At 70.3% G+C, this 18101-nt stretch carries 15 protein-coding genes and 1 pseudogene; 13 read left to right on the top strand and 3 right to left on the bottom strand.

The genetic code is table 11. The features are described from left to right. Nucleotides 1-152: 152 nt before the first annotated feature. The 3 genes and pseudogenes from Phou_RS30445 to Phou_RS30435 form a co-directional block, all read right to left on the bottom strand. On the bottom strand, nucleotides 153-1013 hold the full coding sequence (locus tag Phou_RS30445) for an RNA polymerase sigma factor (protein ID WP_173062223.1): 861 nt from the start codon (nucleotides 1011-1013) through the stop codon (nucleotides 153-155). 759 nt (nucleotides 1014-1772) lie between these two features. Continuing rightward, nucleotides 1773-2314: pseudogene (locus Phou_RS30440) on the bottom strand (DinB family protein); the annotation flags it as partial. 156 nt (nucleotides 2315-2470) lie between these two features. Further along, the gene (locus Phou_RS30435) at nucleotides 2471-3496 is read right to left on the bottom strand and encodes a fibronectin type III domain-containing protein (protein ID WP_173062220.1); all 1026 of its coding nucleotides are present in this window, start codon (nucleotides 3494-3496) and stop codon (nucleotides 2471-2473) included. A 159-nt stretch (nucleotides 3497-3655) separates the two neighbouring features. On the opposite strand from Phou_RS30435, the gene Phou_RS30430 reads away from it, so the two are divergent. The 13 genes from Phou_RS30430 (at nucleotide 3656) to Phou_RS30370 (ending at nucleotide 17924) form a co-directional block, all read left to right on the top strand. Further along, on the top strand, nucleotides 3656-4108 hold the full coding sequence (locus Phou_RS30430) for a cellulose binding domain-containing protein (RefSeq protein ID WP_173062217.1): 453 nt from the start codon (nucleotides 3656-3658) through the stop codon (nucleotides 4106-4108). Continuing rightward, nucleotides 4081-4605 carry a fibronectin type III domain-containing protein gene (locus tag Phou_RS30425; protein WP_173062214.1) on the top strand — a complete coding sequence of 175 codons (525 nt, stop codon included), beginning with the start codon at nucleotides 4081-4083 and terminating at the stop codon, nucleotides 4603-4605. Before Phou_RS30430 ends, Phou_RS30425 begins: the two co-directional genes overlap by 28 nt. Before the next feature lie 426 nt (nucleotides 4606-5031). Further along, nucleotides 5032-5355, top strand: a complete 324-nt coding sequence (locus Phou_RS30420) for a PadR family transcriptional regulator (RefSeq protein ID WP_173062212.1) — start codon at nucleotides 5032-5034, stop codon at nucleotides 5353-5355. After that, on the top strand, nucleotides 5349-6245 hold the full coding sequence (locus Phou_RS30415; RefSeq protein ID WP_173062209.1) for a hypothetical protein: 897 nt from the start codon (nucleotides 5349-5351) through the stop codon (nucleotides 6243-6245). The genes Phou_RS30420 and Phou_RS30415 overlap by 7 nt, the downstream gene beginning before the upstream one ends. Before the next feature lie 1052 nt (nucleotides 6246-7297). Then, complete coding sequence (locus Phou_RS30410; protein WP_246273967.1) at nucleotides 7298-9817, top strand: type IV secretion system DNA-binding domain-containing protein; 2520 nt, start codon at nucleotides 7298-7300, stop codon at nucleotides 9815-9817. Nucleotides 9818-9957: 140 nt separating this feature from the next. Then, a complete protein-coding gene (locus Phou_RS30405; RefSeq protein WP_173062206.1) occupies nucleotides 9958-10707 on the top strand; it encodes a GP88 family protein in 750 nt (249 codons plus the stop codon). A 167-nt stretch (nucleotides 10708-10874) separates the two neighbouring features. Further along, the gene (locus Phou_RS30400; RefSeq protein WP_173062203.1) at nucleotides 10875-11774 is read left to right on the top strand and encodes a replication-relaxation family protein; all 900 of its coding nucleotides are present in this window, start codon (nucleotides 10875-10877) and stop codon (nucleotides 11772-11774) included. Between the two features lie 425 nt (nucleotides 11775-12199). Beyond that, nucleotides 12200-12865 carry a hypothetical protein gene (locus tag Phou_RS30395; RefSeq protein WP_173062200.1) on the top strand — a complete coding sequence of 222 codons (666 nt, stop codon included), beginning with the start codon at nucleotides 12200-12202 and terminating at the stop codon, nucleotides 12863-12865. Between the two features lie 300 nt (nucleotides 12866-13165). Next, nucleotides 13166-13777 (top strand): hypothetical protein, encoded by a 612-nt coding sequence (locus Phou_RS30390; RefSeq protein WP_173062197.1) that lies wholly within the window; start codon nucleotides 13166-13168, stop codon nucleotides 13775-13777. A 69-nt stretch (nucleotides 13778-13846) separates the two neighbouring features. Beyond that, entirely contained in the window at nucleotides 13847-14629 is a 783-nt protein-coding gene (locus tag Phou_RS30385; RefSeq protein ID WP_173062194.1) for a GGDEF domain-containing protein, read from the top strand. Nucleotides 14630-14917: 288 nt separating this feature from the next. Then, nucleotides 14918-15967, top strand: a complete 1050-nt coding sequence (locus Phou_RS30380; protein ID WP_173062191.1) for a Mom family adenine methylcarbamoylation protein — start codon at nucleotides 14918-14920, stop codon at nucleotides 15965-15967. Nucleotides 15968-16073: 106 nt separating this feature from the next. Beyond that, complete coding sequence (locus Phou_RS30375; protein ID WP_173062188.1) at nucleotides 16074-16937, top strand: hypothetical protein; 864 nt, start codon at nucleotides 16074-16076, stop codon at nucleotides 16935-16937. A 378-nt stretch (nucleotides 16938-17315) separates the two neighbouring features. Continuing rightward, nucleotides 17316-17924, top strand: coding sequence for a hypothetical protein (locus Phou_RS30370; protein ID WP_173062185.1), 609 nt, complete (start codon nucleotides 17316-17318; stop codon nucleotides 17922-17924). Nucleotides 17925-18101 lie beyond the last annotated feature (177 nt).

Raw genomic sequence — 18101 nt, 5'->3', positions numbered from 1 at the left:
CCGGGGTTGGCGCGTCATCGACCTGCTGCCGTAGTTCGTTGATCAGGCGTACGAGGCGCGCCTGATGTGCGGGTGTGCGGTCGCGCAGCTGCCGGGCTGCGGGCATACCGAGCGAGGACGCCCCCAGGAGCCGCTCGAATTCCTCGTCCCGTTCATTCACCGAGCCCACCTCCATCCTGGGATCGGCGCTTTTGCTCGATGCGCCAGCGGTGCAGTTTCCCCTCGACGGCCCGCGCCGACCGTTCACCAAGCAACTCGGCGATCTCTGCGTGGGTGTAGCCGTCCAGGTGAAGCGCGATCAACTCTCGTGTGGGTGATGGCAGACCAGCGAGGTGGTCGCGGACACGGTTCACCGCGAGCGTCATCGTGGCCGGATCCGGGGCATGATCGGCGCCTGGTGTGGTCAGGGCCGGGTCGAGTCTGTCCTGTCGCTTCCAGTTCTCCCGCTGGTTACGCCAGCTGCGGTACTCGTTGGGGAACACATAGAGGCAAGCGCGTATGAAGTAGGTGGTCAGGGACGCGCCGCCGTCGACACGCCACCCGCCGCTGACAAGGGCCCGGGTGCGGAAGTCGGGGAGGGTCAACGCAACGGTCATGGTCGCCAGTGCCTTCCGCGTGGTGTCCTCCCGGTAGAGCTCATCCAGTTCATGGTCAGTCGGATGGAGGGCAAACCCGCACGCTGCGGTGCGCTGGAAGATGTGGCCCGAGCGCATCCACCCGCACAATACGGATATGCCGTAGCGGGCGAGCTCGTCCTCGAACCGCTCATAGCGAGGGCCGGCGAAATCATCGAGCGCGAGTGCGGCGATGAGGGTTTGATCGGCTTCCCGGCGCTCCACGTTGTCCTCCGGCCCCAGGGTATCCAGGGTGAACACCCGGGCAGTGGCCGATAACAGATCCCGCTGGAGCACCGGTTGGTCAGCCCGGACGGCGGCTCGAAACAGCGGGGGCAGGGCGGCAGGGCGTGTGACGGCGGGCACCTCACCCGCCTCTTCGTCGCCGCCAGGGCCCACGGTGCCACCTTCCGGACTTGTTAGCAGGAGCCAACGCCGCCGCCAAACTGGCGAGGTTCGTTCGACTCCTAGGTTGCCGTCCGGGCAGGACCCCACGCGTGCGGCAGATTTCTGTGAAGTTTGGTGTCGGGCCCGCCCAGGTTCATGTCGTGGGGTCACTGCCCGCCAGCGACGTAGGAGCCGATGTTCGCTTCCCCAACCTTGGAGGTTCCGACGTGGCACCGTTCGCACCAGGCCCGCTGCTAAGCGTCCGCACAGCGATCGTGCTGCTGCTCGCGCTAGTCGTGGGACTTCTGTCCGGCGGCCTGTCGTACCTGGCAGAACCCTCGGCGCCACTGGCAGCCTTGTACGGAGGCGGGGCCGCGTGCGGCGCCCTACTGCTTTTCCACAAGGTCGTCGGCGCGTGAACCTCAACCCCCAGGGGACAACACTCGTCGGCCAGCGGCCGACCGGGTGGCTCTGCTCGCGAGTTGCGACACCAGCGACCCGTGAGTTTGAGTCCATTGATCGGTTCGACCGGTGATCAATCTCCGCGAGTTTTGCCCGCACTTGCGTCCGTCGTCGCGGGTTGGTCGACGGCGGTTTGCAGGCGCAGGCCGGTGACCGCGAGCATGCCGATCAGCCAGCCAGGGCCGCCGGTGACGTCGTGGACGCACCGAACTGCCTCGAGCCCGCGGGCTTGGGCAAGCACTCAAGGTCCAGGGACGTCGCCCCAAAAGGGCCTAGAGATCAACCACGGCAGCCGCGAGGTCAGACCGATCAAGGCTCAGTCTCGACTGCGCCGCGTGTCGCAGATAGACCGGCATGGCCCGCGTCGCCGGCCGCTGCCTGCGCAGCCCGCTCGATCTTTGCCCAGTGTGTCGCGCGGGCCGCCGTGTCGATCTGCTCCTCGTACTCAGCCATCACCCCGGTCCGGCCGTCGAGCTGCTCACGCAGGATGTCAGCGTGTCCAGCGTGCCGGGTGGTGTCCTGCAGAACGTGGACCATCACGGTGAACAGTTTCACGTCGGGCCGCGGCCACCACGGCACGTGGCCCAAGGCGTCAATGGGAAGCTCGGTGATCGTGGCGTCCGCATGCTCCCACGCGCGCCGGTAGAAGCCGACGATCTGTTCGCGAGTCTCGTCCCGAGTCACCCACAGGTCGCCACCGTCCGCGTCCTGCCAGCGGGGCAGCGGCTCGGGAAACGGGCGGTCGAAGATCTCACCGAGGTACCTGGCCTCCAGGTCGCCATGTGTTTGACCAGACCGAGAAGGTTGGTCCCGGTCACCGTCAGGGGACGCCGGATGTCGTACTCGGACAGACGTCGGAAAGTAGGAACAGATTGGCGACTTAAATGAAAGAGGCTCGGCCAGGTACTCCGAGCCCGCATGCCCCAGGTCACTCGGCGAGGCCGTTCGGAAACGAAAGGCACCCGGCCGCGGCCGGGTGCCTTTCCCGGAGGGGCGCCCGCGCGGGATTAGCTGGTGCAGGGCATGGGGCTCAGGTCTGGGCTTGTGATGGCGAACCCGCTCGGCAGCGGGGCGCCGGCCGGGCGAGTGCTGTTGAAGCCGACGGTCGTGCCTCCGCCGGGCAGGATTCGGGTGTTCCACGATGCGGGGGTGCCGGTCGCCTGCTCTCCGCTGCGGCTGACGGTCATGCTGAACGTCGAGTCCACGGTGTACCCGGTCGGCAGGGTGAAGGCGAGCCGCCAGTTGTTCAGCACGGTGTCGAGCGTGAAGTTCCGGATGGTCACGTAGACGGTGATGTACTGTCCCCAGCCGCTGATCTGGACCTTGCACGTGGGGTACGGCTCGGGCTTGGCAGTGGCGAACGTCAGCGGCGCCGACCGCGGCGACCGGTTGCCGTTGGCGTCGAAGGCGACCACGGCGACCGTGTAGCTGGTATCCGGCGTCAGTTCGCGCAGGTACACCGAGGTGATGTCGTTCGTGGCGACGTCGGTCCACCCGCCGTCGACCTGACGCTGGATCGCGTATCCGGCCACTCGGTGGTTGTCCGTCGACGGGTAGAGCACCACGACGGTCGCGGAGACGGTGCCGACGTTGGATACGTAAGCGCCGCCGGGCGCGGTCGGCGGCACGCTGTCGGGCACCGGTTGGGTGCGGACCGTCAGGTACCCGGACGGATTGCTCATGGTGTAGCCCGAGCCGGGCTGCGGGTTGGCCCAAACCCGGTACTGGTAGGCGGTGTCCGGGCTCAAGCCGGTATGGGTGTAGTAGGGCGTCGTGCTGGTAAGGAGCCTCTCCGGGAGAGAGGCGTAGATGGGGGTCACCTCGATCGTGTACGTGGCGATCGGGCCGTTCGACGGCGTCCAGGCGAAGGAGGCGCTCGTCGTCGTGACAGTGCCGGCGACCGGGGTGCCCGGCGTCGACAGTGGAGTGTCGGCCCGGGCGGGGCGGCCGGTCAGGGCCAGCACCATGAGCACGGTGGAGAGCGCGGCGACGACGGCGGTGAGTGGTCGTCGGCGCAGGATGCTAACGGTCATTCGCAACCCCCAGAGTTTGATATCTGTAAATATATCGTCGGCGAGTGGGGGTTGTGCCCGGTGGCGCACAGGGGTCTACAAGTAACGTTCCGACTATTGATGGTCATCTCTGGTCATCTGTCCCGACAGCACACTGATCCACCAATTAAGATTATCTATATGCGGCTCCTGCTCCGTACCGCGGTGGCCGGCGTCCTCGTCGCCGCAACCATCCTCATCATCGCTGCTCCCGCCCAGGCGTCCGCGGGCCACTTCACCAAGTCCACGCAGTGGTCCGGCGGATACGTCGGGGAGTTCACCGTCCACAACCACACCGATAGCCCGATGAACGGTTGGGTGGTGCGGTTCTGCCTGCCGTCCGGGACCCGGATCCTCAACGGTTGGAACATCCAGCTCACCCAGATCGGCGACTGCTACACCTTCCGCAACTACCCCTGGAACAGCACCCTGCCTGCGGGCGGCGCGGTCTCATTCGGATTCGTCGCCTCCGGGACCGGCGATCCGATCGACTGCACGGTCAACGGCGAGCGCTGCGACGGGCTGCCGGCCGGGTCGGACCTCCAACCCCCACCGCGCCGGACAACATGCACATCGTCTGGAACCCCGGCGTGACCCTCGTCTGGGACGCGTCCACCGACGACCGCGGCGTGGTCGGCTACGAACTCTTCGAGAGCGGCACGAAGCTGCGGACCGTCGCCGAGACCTCGTACGTCTACTCGACCACCAACGCCCTCCCGCCGAAGCTGTACGAGTTCGGCGTCCGGGCGATCGACGCGGCCGGCAACGTCTCGCCGTTCGACTTCGTGGGGCTCGGCACCCAGTGGAGCGCCACCGCGGCACCCTCGGCACCGTCCAGCCTGCAGGTCAGCGGCCTCACCGCGGAAGCACTGACGCTCAGCTGGCAGGCCTCGACCCGGATTCCCTACTCCGAGGCGCCGGTCGCCGGCTACGAGGTGTCCGTGGACGGTTCGGTCGTCGCCCGGGTCGGCGGCACCAGCGCGCGGCTGCGCACCCCGACCGGGATGGGCTTCCACACGCTGTCGGTCCGCGCCTTCAACGCGGTCGATCTGTTCTCGCCGGCCGCCCAGACCCAGTTCATCATCACCTAACCCCACACCGGATACTCCGCGAAAGATCCGGCAACGCCGCCATCAGCAGCCACCGATCCAGACAGACCGATCAGCAGACCGCGCACCATCGGCGGCGTACGCGCGCATCAGTGCCCGTGCGCGTAACGGGCAAGCTGGATGTGCTTGCCGGCCGGAACAGGTCGACGGCATCCCACGGCTGTCACTTCGGCAGGCCGGCGAGCTCACGCAAGGTCGGGGAGTCGACGCCTCGGGTGAGGGCATGAGCGGCCGCCATCGGCAGGTCATCGCCGACTGGCTCCTTCATCACCAGTCGGATGGCAAGGTCTCGCAGCTGTTCGATCCCGGGAAGGCTATGCGGCGCACCGGTCCAGCCTCAACTTCGCCCATATTCGGAGGGTCCCGATGAAGGTTGACCCCTATGTAGGAAACCGATAGTCTTCCGCCGTGCGGGTCACGATCGCTGTTGTCAAGGTGCTGTCCGCCCTCCTGGAGGAGCCCGACCGGTTTCGATACGGGCTCGACCTCATGACGGTGACCGGCCTGCCCAGCGGCACGCTGTATCCGCTTCTGCGTCGGATGCAGGATGCGGGCTGGGTTACCGCCGAGTGGGAACGGTTGGATCCGGTCGCCGCCGCACGCCCGGCCCGGCGCTACTACCGCCTCACCGCCGAGGGCATCCAGCAGGCGCAGCAGGCACTGGCCGACTTGAGGGCCACCACCACTGTCCACCGGCCGGCCGACGCGCCCCGCCCGAGGCCCGCGTGGTGATACGGCATCTCGTCCGGCTACTACTAGCCCTGGCGGTGCGGCGGTGGCCGGCGCACCTGCGCGACGAGATGGGCGTCGAGTGGGCGGCCGAACTGCACGAACTCGCCTCGCAGCGGCGGCGCGTCCGGATGCTGAGGTTCGCCGCCAGCCTCGCCGCCACCCGCCCACACCTGGGTCCGCGGCAGCCGTTCCTGGATGTGGACACGTCCACCGGCGCAATCCTGCGCCATGCCGCGCTTCTGGTCGCAGCCCCGGCCGCCTGCGTCGTACTCAGCCTCTACATGACTCCGTTCATCGCGCTGCTGCTGACCGTGCCGCTCGTGCTGCTCGCCGCGGTCGCGGGCTGGTCGTCGCCGCTGCTGCGGCCCTGGTCGATCGTGGCCGCAGCCCTGCTGCCCGCTTCCGCCGCCGCCCTGGCCAGCCCATCACTGGTGTGGTACCTCAGCGACGCCTGGCGCCGGCCCACCGCCACCCTGCTATGGGCGCTGGTGCTGGCCGCCGCGCTCGCCGTCGCATCCGGCCGATCCCCACGCGTCGCTGTCCTGGTCGGCGGCGCCGGTGCCGTCGCCGCCTGCTGGTCGGCGGTCACGCTCGTCGTCGCCCCGAACGCGTCCAGCCTCGGCCTCGACGCCAGCTACGCACCGTTGTGGTACCCGGCCAGCGTCCTGGACCCCGTCCACATCCCGATCGGTTCCCTGCCACCCGATCCGAATCTCTGCATCACCGGCGACCAACCCTGCACCCAGTACATGCCAGCGAGCTTTCCGCTGCTGGACTTCACCGAGGGATATCCCACCGCACTGACCGCGATCACCCTCTACACCGCGGCATACGTCCTCACCGCTACCTACCGCCCGGCCGACGAACCCGCCCTGGCAGAAACGGCCTGACCAACACTTCCAGCCGCCGCCTATCCCGACGGGCCGCGGCTGCCCGTCGGCGTCGCACGTCGACCTCGTCGTCATGGGCTCGGACGGGGGCGGAGACGATGCCGAGGACGAGTGCGGCTCCCCGTGGCGGCGGCCATCCGACTGGCAATCGATCGCATGGCCGCTCAGGATAAGCGATGACGTTGTCAAACCGCCGTCACCGATTGAGCGCCGCTGGTCAGAACGCCTGGCCGTCCATTGCGGTTAGGCGAACGGGTGTCACTACAGGTGACGTCGGCCGCGCGGCGGTAGATCACCCTTGACTTTGTAGACCAAGGAATCGTGAAGAGCGGCCGCGGCGCTGTCCGGCTATGACCGGGCTACGCGGCGACCAAGTCGCCGAGCTGGTGACCGCAGTGTTCGGCCTGTTGGGCGGGTGTGGCAGCCGGTCAAGGGACGGCGCCCGGTGCTGGGGCTTCACCCGGCAGTGGTGCTGACCCTGTTCCTGATCCGCCGTAACGACTCCCAGGCCGCAGCAGGCGAGCTGTTCGGCTGCTCACGTCGACGGTGTCCCGGATCGTGCGCCGGGGCCATCAACAGCACACGGGCCGCGGTCGAGCGTGCCGTCCCCCACCTGGTCAACTGGAAATCCTCGACACCCGGCCGGCGCGGACGCCTCACCGAATTTCTCCGAGCTACGACACACCGTCAGCGGGCTGGAGATCTCCCGAACCTGGGATAGCCGAGTGGTGAATAGCGCTCCCTGACTTCTTGCGCTGATGCGCAGGTAAGCGACCTGCGTGCGAAGTGCTGGCGGTCCACAACAAAGGCCCCAGGAAGCGGATGGACGCGGACAACACGCTGCGGTTGTCGGCCAGCGTCGAGTCAACGTATCCAGCACCCACCGACGCCCAGCAGGTACCGGTCTCCCAACGCCGGGTTCGTCGTCGTCACGTTCCTGCTGTCCCGCTGATCTCGACGAACGGTCCATCGAGAAATCCATCCCAGCGGCCCAGACATCCGCCGTCACCGGCGGCCATCCCGTGTTTGTTTCCTTTCAGGAAGGTTGCGCCGTGCACACGACCACCGTCTACTATGGACCTTCGCCGAAGCCGACGCCGCCCACCGGGCTGCCGCAGCCTTCGCAGTGGCTGGTCGAGGCCGCCACCGGCGTCGGCTCCTGGATTTGCCACCATCCGTGGCTGGCGACGGCGGCCGCGGTCATCGCAGCCGCTGCCGTGACCGGTATCTGCCTGGCCTATCACCGTCGCGTGCGGCGTCGCCGGGCGGCCACGAACCGCAACGCCACCCTGTTGACGATCACTCCACCGCCGCAGGTCGACCCGGCCGGCAGCGGCGTGTTCTGGGCCACCATGGCGCAGATCCTGCGCACCGGACTGCGGCGACGGCTGCTTGCCGGCCGCCGGCAAACCGCACTGGAGTACCGGTGGACCGGACGGCAACTGGCCATCGCGGTGTGGATCCCCAGCAGCGTGCCGCTCGGCCCGGTCCAGGCCGCCATCCGCGGCGCCTGGCCGGGCGCCTCGTGCACGGTCGAGCGGGCCACCGCGCCGTTGCCGCTGGACGCGGACGCGGTCGGTGGATGCCTGGCCCCCACCCTGCCGGTCTGGTACCGGCTGCACATCGACCACGACGGCGACCCGCTGCGCACGCTGATCGCCGCCGCGTCGAACCTGCACGCCGACGATTCAGCCTGCCTGCAGCTGCTGGCCCGGCCGGCCACCAGCCGGCAGGTGCGGCTGCTGCGGCGTGGGGTGGCGTCGTTGCGGCCCGGTGGCGCACCGGCACGGGACCTGTTCGACCCGGCCGCCTGGCTGGCCGGTGCACTGCGGCTCGGGTTGCAGGTGTTCAGCCCTGGCCGCGGCAGTCCACCGCACAGCAGCCGGCCGCTGTATGCCGATCCGCAGCGGGAGCGGGACGCCCGCGCCAGTCTGCAAAGTCTGGACGGGCCGCACTGGCAGATCGCCATCCGCTACGCGGTCGCGTACACCGGCCGCCGCCGCGAGGACACCGCACAACGCCAACGGCGGCTCGGTGCCCTGGCCAGCGGGTTCGTCGCCGCGTTCGGCGCCTGGACCGGCCGTAACCGGCTGCGCCGCATCATGCTGCGCCACCCGGCCCGGGCCATCGCCGACCGGGTCCTTCACCGCGGATTCCTGCTCACCACCGCCGAACTGGCCAGCATCGCCGCCCTGCCGCAGGACCTGGCCGTGCCCGGCCTGGACCGGGCCCGCGCCAAGCCCATGCCCGCGCCGGTCGCCGTCGCTGTCGGCGGCCGGGACACCAAGGTGTTGGGCCGGGCCGAACTGGGCGGCCACTCGGTGGCGGTGAAGGTGCCCGACGCCCGTCAGCACCTGCACGTGGTCGGCTCCACCGGCAGCGGCAAGAGCACCCTGCTGCTCAACATGATCCTGGACGACATCCACGCCCGCCGCGGCACCATCGTCATCGACCCCAAAGGTGACCTGGTCGTCGACCTGCTTGACCGGATCCCCGCCCGGCTGGCCAGGCGGCTGGTGCTGCTCGACCCCGACCAGCCGGACGGCACCACCCTCAACCCGCTGGCCGGGGACGACCACAACCTCGCCACCGACAACGTGGTCAGCATCTTCGGGAAAATCTTCGCCAAGCACTGGGGACCGCGGATGGACGACATGCTCCGGGTCACCTGCCTGACCCTGCTGCGCAAAGCCAACGCCACCATGACGTTGATCCCGTCGCTGCTGCAAGACCGCCGGTTCCGGCACCAGTTCACCGCCGACCTTGACGACCCGGAAGGCCTGCTGGGGTTCTGGGAGTGGTATGAGAGCGCACCGATCCCGCAACGCTCACAGGTGATCGCGCCGCTGCTGTCCCGGCTGCGGTCGGTGCTGCTACGCCCGTTCCCGCGACGCACCTTCGGCGCCGCGAAGTCCAGCTTCGACATGGCCGACATCCTGGACGGCGGCATCCTGCTGGCCCGGCTGCCCAAAGGTCAGATCGGCGAGGAAACCACCCGGCTGATGGGCTCATTCGTGCTGGCCTCGGCCTGGCAGGCGGCCACCGCCCGGGCCCGGCTGCCCGAAGACCAGCGCCGCGACGCCTGCGTGTATGTCGACGAGGCACACAACTTCCTGAACCTGCCCGGCAGCGTCGGCGACATGCTCGCCGAGGCCCGCGGCTACCGGTTCGGGCTGGTACTGGCCCACCAGAACCTGGCCCAGATGCCCCGCGAGACCCAATTGGCCATCTCCGCCAACGCCCGCAACAAGATCTTCTTCTCCTGCGCCCCCGAGGACGCCCACCAGCTGGCCCGGCACACCCTGCCGGAGCTGGACGAGCACGACCTGAGCCACATGGACGCGTTCCGGGCAGCCTGCCGACTGGTCGTCGACGGCCGGGAAAGCGCCGCCTTCACCTTACGCACCAACCCGACAAGGCCGGTGGTCGGTGCGGCCACCGCCGTCCGGCAGGCCGCCGCCGCCAACGGCCGCAACGTCAAGCCGGCCGCCATCGCCCGGCTCGCCGGCGTCGAAGCGTCCACACAGGACACCGGACGCGAACCCGGGCCAGGCAACGACGCCGAGCAGTAACGCGCGGGCGCGCACCTCGACCGACGCGACCGGACGCCGCGGTGACCGCCGGGGCGCCCACAGTCGCCTGTCTGCCCGTTGACCCGGCCACCGGTGGTGGCCGGCACTAACCCCTGTTGCCCCACTGAAGGAGGACACGCATGAGCGCAACGTCGGCACCGCAGTGCGGTGCACTACGCCCCCGAAACCTGCTGACCCAGAACCGGCGGATGAAAACCATCGGGGTCTGGAACTGGACCCTGCCGGCCTGGGCCGGCCGGCTGCCGGACGGCCGCACCTTCAACACCTGCCCATCGGCGGGCATCTGCGCCCAGGTGTGCTACGCCCGCACCGGCACCTACCGGTGGCCGGCCGTGCGGCGCAAACACCACGCCAACTTGATGTTCGTGCTGGACGACCCGGCCGGCTGGGAGCAGGCCATGCGCGCCGAGGTTTGCGCGCCGCGGCGGCGCGGCGGCTGGGTGCGCATCCACGACTCCGGCGACTTCTTCTCCGACGCCTACCTGCTGGCGTGGCTGCGGATCTGCCGGGCCAGCCCGGGGGTGAACTTCTACACCTACACCAAGGAAGTGCGCCGGTTCCGGGCCCTCGTCGAGCCCGACCCGCCGGCGAACCTTCGCTGGGTGTACTCCTACGGCGGCCGCCAGGACCACCTGCTCGACCCGACGGTTGACCGGGTCGCCGACGTGTTCGCCGACGAGCAGGCCATCGCCGAGGCCGGCTGGAACTCCCAGCACGCCTCAGATCTGCTCGCTGTCCTCGGACCGCCGCTGGTCGGCATCCCGGCCAACCGCATCGCGGCCTTCCAAGCCATCCAGGCCGGCCGCCGGTTCAGCCGCTGGCAGCAACAGGCCGACGCCGCACGCAGCAACCCCCGCCGGCCGGCGTAGACCCGGTCACCGGGTCGGCCACCGGCCCGGCCAGGCCCCGGCGCCGTACTGCCGGGGCCTGGCCGGACCCCATTCACCCAACAGCACAGCTCAGGAGGCATCATGTCCGCCAACGACCAACTCCGACTGGTTCCCACCGGGGAACCCCCGCACGGGGAGGACGCCTCGTGCTCGGCACGATCACCGGGTACGGTCCTGCCCCACGGTCCCTGATCGACATCTCACACCGGCTCCGGCCGCGCGACTACACCATCGCCGCGCTGCTGGACGAACACACCACGCTCACCACCGATCAGCTGACCGCGGTGCTGTTCGCGCATCCGACCACCTGCCGGCACCGGCTGCACCAACTGCGCACGCTGACATTTGTCGACCGGTTCATCCGCAACCAGCCCGGTGCGGCCAACGCCACCTGTTGGACACCAGGGCTGTTGTCCGCCCGCTGGGCCGCCCTCGCCCGCGGCGACAGCCCACCCACGGCCAGGATGGTCCGGATCCGGCAGGACCGCGTCTACGCCAGCCCGACCCTGGCGCACCAACTGTCGACGAACCAGTTCTTCGTCGACCTGCTCGCCCACGCCCGCGGCCACCCAGAAACCGGGCTGCTGCGCTGGTGGTCCGAGCAGAACACCGCGGCCGCGTTCGGGCAACGCATCCGCCCGGACGGACACGGCATCTGGCGATCCAGGGACCGCACCGTCGGATTCCATCTCGAACTCGACCGCGGCACCGAGCCGCTCAGCCGGCTGGTCGGCCGACTCGCCGCCCACCGCCTGCTGCAAGCCGAAGGCGGACCACAGTATCCGCTGCTGTTCATGCTGCCGAGCCGGGCCCGCGAACAGCACCTGCACCGGCGGCTGGCCGAGGCCTGCGAGCCGACCCTCACCATCGCCACCAGCTGCCCGCAAGCCGGGCCGAACCCGGCCGGCCCGGTGTGGCGGGTGGCCGGCAACGGCCGGCATCGGCTGCCGCTGGCCGAGCTGCCGAGCCGACACGGCCAACCAGGCATCCTCAACCCCGGTCCACCGACCGGCGAGGATGACCCGCTGCGGCTGCTGCACCGCTAGCCCCTCGGCCCCGTCACGGCGGGATTTGGGTCCACCCAACAGGTGCGCGCCGGCGCCGCCACGGCCACCCAACAACAGGCCAGCCCCAGCCGGGGTGCGGTGCCGCTGTCGAGGTCGCGGGCCTGTTGGGTTACCGGACTACGGTGAAGCCTTCAAAACCATTTGAAACCCCACCCGCTCCACCTCGGGCTTCGGCGCCCGGCGACCGCGGCAGCAAACCCGCCCACCCGCCCTCTACGGCCGGTCGGCCTTGCTCCGCCCGCCCCGCCCGCCCATCCCGACGCCGCACCGACGGCGCCGCACCAGGTGGCCGACCGCCGCCATCACCGCGGACCTCAATCGAGGCCGTCGCTTCTGCGCACCCTCCCGCTGCGGAGGTCGACCGCGCCTGCCCCCATCCGGCACACCCACCCGGGAGGACCACCATGCCCCGAACGGCTGTCGTCATCGTCTGCCTACCCCACAGCACACCCACCGACCTGTTGGTCACCGAAGCGACCACCCTGCTGACCGCGGCGACCACCGCCACCGCTGCCAGCCCAGCCGGACACTTCGCGGTCAGCACCCGGCTGCGCCGCCGGCACCTCATCCAGCCCTGGCAGCGCACCGCAGCCGGCGGCCCGATCCGACTGCTCGACCTGGACCACATGCGCGCCAGCGGCTACCGCGGCTTTCTGCACCGCTGGCACATCTGGAACCAGGTGGTCGCCGGCACCCGGCCCGCCCAGCCACCCTGGCACTTCTGGGACCGGGCCCGCACCGACGCCAAGCGGTACAACATGCACCGCGCCCGGCAGGACTACCTGGCCCAACCCCGCATCACCGTGATGCGCACCTACAACGCCCTACCGCATCGGCTGCTGCACCTGCCCACCAGCCACCTGGAGGCCTTCCAGACCGGGCCAGACGGGTACGCCAACCTCGGCCTGCTGTGCGCGGTTCCCGCCGACGGTCTGGTCACCGCCGACGGCGCCTACCGGTGCGCACCATCGGACCGGCTCGCCGACCAACTGTCCTACCTGGACGAGGCGCAGCAGCTGTTGGCCGGCCTGGACCCGCGCGAGCGCCTGGTCGCCCTCGCCTGTGACTAACCCATCCACATCCGCCGGAGCCGGGCCGAACACCGCCCGACAAGCCCGCACAAGGAGACCAAATGATCAGACGCCATGCGTTCGAGCGCACCACCTACTCCCGGGGGTACCGCCGGGCGGCGCCGCTGCCGGCCCCGGCACGGCGTCCGTCGCCGCCAATGGCAGATCGCGATCGATCAGACGCGGCTGGCCGGTGTCGCCGGTCGCCGACACCGCTAACCCCGGCAACTGCCGGCCCGTGCAGGCAGGACCAGCACATCTGGTCCTCCCTTTTCGTTGTCTTCCGGAAAGGACAAGCCCATGCCTGACAGCTCGTCACGTCAGCGCCTCGCGCAGCACCTCACCCTGGCCCTGCACCTGAGCGTCCACACTGTCCTGAACATCCTCGCCGGCGCCCGGTACATGAGCCGCGGCGATGTCGGCCGTGCCCGCACCCGGCCCGTGCACCGCGACCTGGCCGCCATGCTCGGCTACTACGTCCGGGCAGCCGTGCGGCATCGTGCCTGCTTCCCGACCGACACCGATCGGCGCGGCCGGCCGAACGCTCACCAGCGGCCCCTGCCACGCGACCTGGTCGACCGGCGCCGCCACCTGGCCACCGGGCTGCTCCGCGCGCTGGGCGACAGCCAGCAAGCAGTCCAGTCCGCCCTGACCCGCCACTGGAGCGCGACCGGCCACGGCGTGCCCCACCGACTCCTCGAGCACTACCTGGCGCACCAGCTCGCCGACCGCGGCCCGGTCGGCGTGGACGCCTACCCGTGGGTGTGCGATGTGGGCGGCACCTGGGTGGCCACTCCCCGACCTGTGCGCCACGCCGATGCCCACGAACGGCGGCTCGAGGCCGCGCCGTCGCCGCGGCCCCGCCAACGCCGGGCCCGGATCGCCGACCTGGCCGTGCATCGCCGCGACTGACCAGTCCACGACCGCACACCCGGCGCGTTGCCTACCCGCGCCGGGTGTGTGGTGTGAAAGGAGCAAGCTGTGTTCACCGCGTTCCCACGCCTGGCTGTACCGGTCACGGCTGTCGGCCTGCCGCTGCTGGCCCACATACCGGCCCTGCTGTTGGCGCTCACCGGGCACCTGCCCGCCGCCCTGGTCTACCTCGGCGTCACCGTGCCCTGGCTGGCGGTGCTGCTCGCCCGCGCCCGACATCGGCTCGCCGCAACCCGCAGCGAACTGGCCGCCACCGCGCAGATGCTGCAGCAGACCCGCAAGGACCTGGCCCGCGCAGAAACCGACCCGGTGACCGGGCTGCCCGTGCGGCGGCTCGCCGAACAGTACATCGCGGACACCGACGAGGAGTTGTCCGTGGCCCTCATCGACGTCGACGACATGCACACCATCAACAACAGCAACGACCACCAGTACGGTGACGCCTACCTCGCCGCCGTCGCCGCCCGGCTGACCGACGTGGCCGACGACGGCGACCTGGTCGGCCGCCTGGGCGGCGATGAGTTCGTGCTGGCCACCCGGCGCAGCAGCTGGCAGCTGGTCGACGCACTGCTCGCCGCAGTTCACGACCCGCTGCAAGTCGCCGGCCGCCACACAGCGATGCAGGTGAGCATCGGCGTGTGCCAGCTACCCGGCGGCGACGTCCGCGCCGCGCTCGGCCGCGCAGACCGGGCCATGCTGACCGCCAAACGCCGCCGCAGCGTCCTGGAGATATACGACCCGGCCCGCGACGAAATCCCCGACCCCACCACGATGCGTCCCACCGTGCGGCCCCGCGACCGGTCCGAGCCGCCCAGCCTCAACCACGACTAGCCGCCCGGACGCTCCCCCGGCCAGTCCTTCCCCGCGCCCACCGCACACCTGACAGCGCCTGGCACCGGCGATTCAGCGCCCCCGCGCACGCGGCAAAGAGTTCGCGCCCGCCAGCGCGACGCCGGCTGTCGCCGCATCGGCGATCACCGCGTGACCAGGTAGCGCGACATCCTTCCCACTGCCCCGACCCGGGACCTTGACGCCGACGCGGCCGTCCCGGAGGGCTCCGGGCTCCGCCGCCCGGCCGGGCAGGGTATCCGCGGGTCACCCCAGACTCGGAGAACCCCGATGACCAACCCGCTCCCGCCCTTGCCGCGCGGATCCGCGCCGAGGCGGCAACATTTTCCCGCGCGTGCCGGTACCGCCGCCCCACTTCCGGTGCACGCCACCATCGGCGAGATCGACCCCGCTTCCCGGATCGGCCAACGGTGGTGGCATGGCCGGCACTCGTGGACCCCGCCATCGCTGGGCGGCTTCGACCGCCGACGCTACGACGTCGAGCCGATCGACGACGCGACCGCGAAGCGCTATGTCGAGTCGATGCACTACAGCCGCAGCTACGTCGCCGCGTCCCGCCGCTACGGAATGTTCATCCACACCGGTGATGGCCGAGACCTGGTTGGCGTGGCGGTCTTCGCCATCCCCGCCCAAAGCCGGGTCCTGACCAACGTGTTTCCCGGCCTGGAACCCTACCGGCAGAGCCTGGAACTGGGACGGTTCGTGCTCGAAGGCCAACCACAGCACGGACGCCGGCCACCAGGGCAGATCGATCGGGCACCCGGGAACGCGGAAAGCTGGTTTCTGGGCCAGTGCTTTCGCTACCTGGCCGACGACGGTATCGCCGGCGTGGTCAGCTTCGCTGATCCGGTACCCCGCCCGGTGGCCGGCAGGGTCCTGTTCCCCGGCCACGTGGGGATCATCTACCAAGCCAGCAACGCGGTCCTGACCGGGCGCTCGGCCTGCCGCTACCTGACGGTCCTGCCGGACGGCACCGGCATCTCCGACCGCGCCCTGCAGAAGGTCCGCAGCCAGCACGTCGGGCACGAGTACGTCGAGCGACGCCTGATCGCCCTCGGCGCCCGGGCCCTGCGGGCCGGCCAGAATCCGGCACGCTGGCTGCCCGACGCACTCAACGATGTGGACGCTGTGCGGCTGCGGCATCGGGGCTGCCTGCGCTACGCCATGCTCACCTCGCCGTCCGCCCGCCGCCGCGTCGAGCTCCGCCTTCCCCACCACGGGATGGGCCGGACCGCCTACGCGGTCGGCACGCTCCGGCAACTGTCCGACGTGGGCGTGGTCGGCATGTCCTACCCCAAGCAGGTCGACGCCCTCCCCTAACCGCCGCGCCCCGGCCACGCCTGCGTTCGGCATCGGCCGCCGGCAGCCTCGCCACGCTCACCCACCCCTCATCAACGCCCCTACCAAGTAGATCGGATCCGTTTCCATGCCCGAACCGGCCACGTCCGCCCACCGCCCCGCCAGCGACCCGCAACGGCCGCACGTCGCCATCCACCACAACCTCACCCGCCCGTTTCAGCCCTACCAGGACGGCGACCACCTGGCTGTCACCATCAACCACATGCTCAACACCCCGTCCGGCATCGACCCGTACCTGGTCGCCGACTGGGCCTACCGCACCTTCAACGTCGACCTCGACATGCTCGAACTCGAGCGTTACGCCACCGACGGCGAAACCACCTTCCTGGCCGCGTGCGTGTACCGCCTGCTCGGGCATCGGTCGCTGTCAGTAGGCGACGTCGTCCACCTCAAGATCGCCGGCATCAGCAGCTGGCTGGCCTGCGACCCCTACAACTGGCGCCGCATCGAGCCGCCGGCGCACATCGTCGGCGAACCGTTCCGGGCCGCCACCGTGTACGCCCACCTCACTGGCCACACCTGCACCCGCATGTCGACGCCGACACAACGGCCCTACGAACGGCTCGGACCGCTCGCCCGCACCGCCAGCCGGACGGCGGTGCGGGCCGAGGCGGTGGCAGCGGCCGAACGGTACGTGCGGCTGCTGGCGGCCGAAGCCGCGCTCGCCGCTGGGCAGGCGCTGCCCGGCGTGGCCCGGATCGTGTTCCGGCTCGGCGACGATGTCCACGGCCCAGCCGCGACCCTGGTCGCCGCCTACGACGCCGACGCCCGGCGGCTGTGGCACGAGGACGACGGCATTATGTGGCCGGACGAGTCTGCGGTCACCGACCCGCTGGCCGCCACCCTCGAGTGGCCGCACGGCGGCAGCCCATTCAGCCACGAGCCCGGCGGCGACAGCTACGAACTGCGCATCGGCAGGCCGCAGCAATAGGACCCTGCGCTGACCTGCGGTTTCGCCGTGGTGCACCCCGCGCCGACGGTGCGGTCGGCCAGCCGTGGATGCGCCACTTTCACGATCCCCCTGTGCCTGCGCGTCGCGGTGCTAACGAAGGCACCGCCGTCACGCCTGGCCGGCGTCGCATCGTTGCGGCGCGACCGGACGGCAGACGCGGACTTTTCGAACCGCTCGCAAGAACAGGAGTACATCCGTGGTAGAACGCTACCAAGTCAGCCACCCGCACCATCTACCGGTCGCCGCGGCCGGCCCGACCGATCCCCGCCAGTCCATATCGGACGGATCGCGGAGGCCGGTTGACAACGCCGTTGTCGCGTTGCTGGCCCGGATCGCGGACACCGCCGGGCGCGTGTCATGACCGGCCAGGATCGCCGCTTCCGGCGGGGACTGTTCAGCTACGACGGGCTGCTGCGGCCCGCTGTCCCCGGCGAGGCGAACGCGGCCGGCCGCCGCTGGCGGGCTGGCTTCCTGGCCGCCGCGGCGCGCACACCCGGCGCCATCGTGGTCGACCGGCCGGTCGCCGTCATGGTCTGCGCTGAGCACGACGCGATCCGCGACGCCGGCCTGCGGCGACTGGTCGCCGGCGGCTACGACCACACCGACGCGTTGGCCGACGTGGACGCGCGGCACGCCCGGATCCACTTCATCGGTGACCATCTGATCGTCGACCAACGCCATGTGGCCGGCGACAGCGACGCCATCTTCGAGATCGCACCCAACCGTCTGGGCCGGTACACGCTCCAGCTGGGCTGGGACTGGTATCGGGTGGACCGGAGCCACTGCGATGTCGTCTACGACGATCCGCGCCCGGACCCGCCGATTGTGGTACCGATCGGCGCCGAGCAGGTGGACGAGCTGCTGGCCGCGCACCGGCGTGGCCGCTCCGTCACCTGGCAAACGGCCAGGCACGGGCCGATCGAAGTCAGGCCGCATCCGCCCGGCAAGACCACCGAAACTCGGTGACCGGACGGCGGTCGAGCACACCTTCGCCCTGACCGCGGATCCCGGCACGCCGGCGCCCGCGCGCCGAGGCCGGGCTCGGCCACGCAAGAAGCGACGGGACGCCCCGCCGTGAACGCTGCCCCACTCATCGCGCCTGCGGGCCGGCTGGGGCCGCACGGTCCCAGCCGGTCTACGCCG

The organism is Phytohabitans houttuyneae, assembly GCF_011764425.1.
In the GTDB taxonomy this organism is placed as follows: domain Bacteria; phylum Actinomycetota; class Actinomycetes; order Mycobacteriales; family Micromonosporaceae; genus Phytohabitans; species Phytohabitans houttuyneae.
The sequence above is the reverse complement of the archived record's forward strand: the minus strand, read 5'-3'. Positions and strand labels throughout refer to the sequence as shown.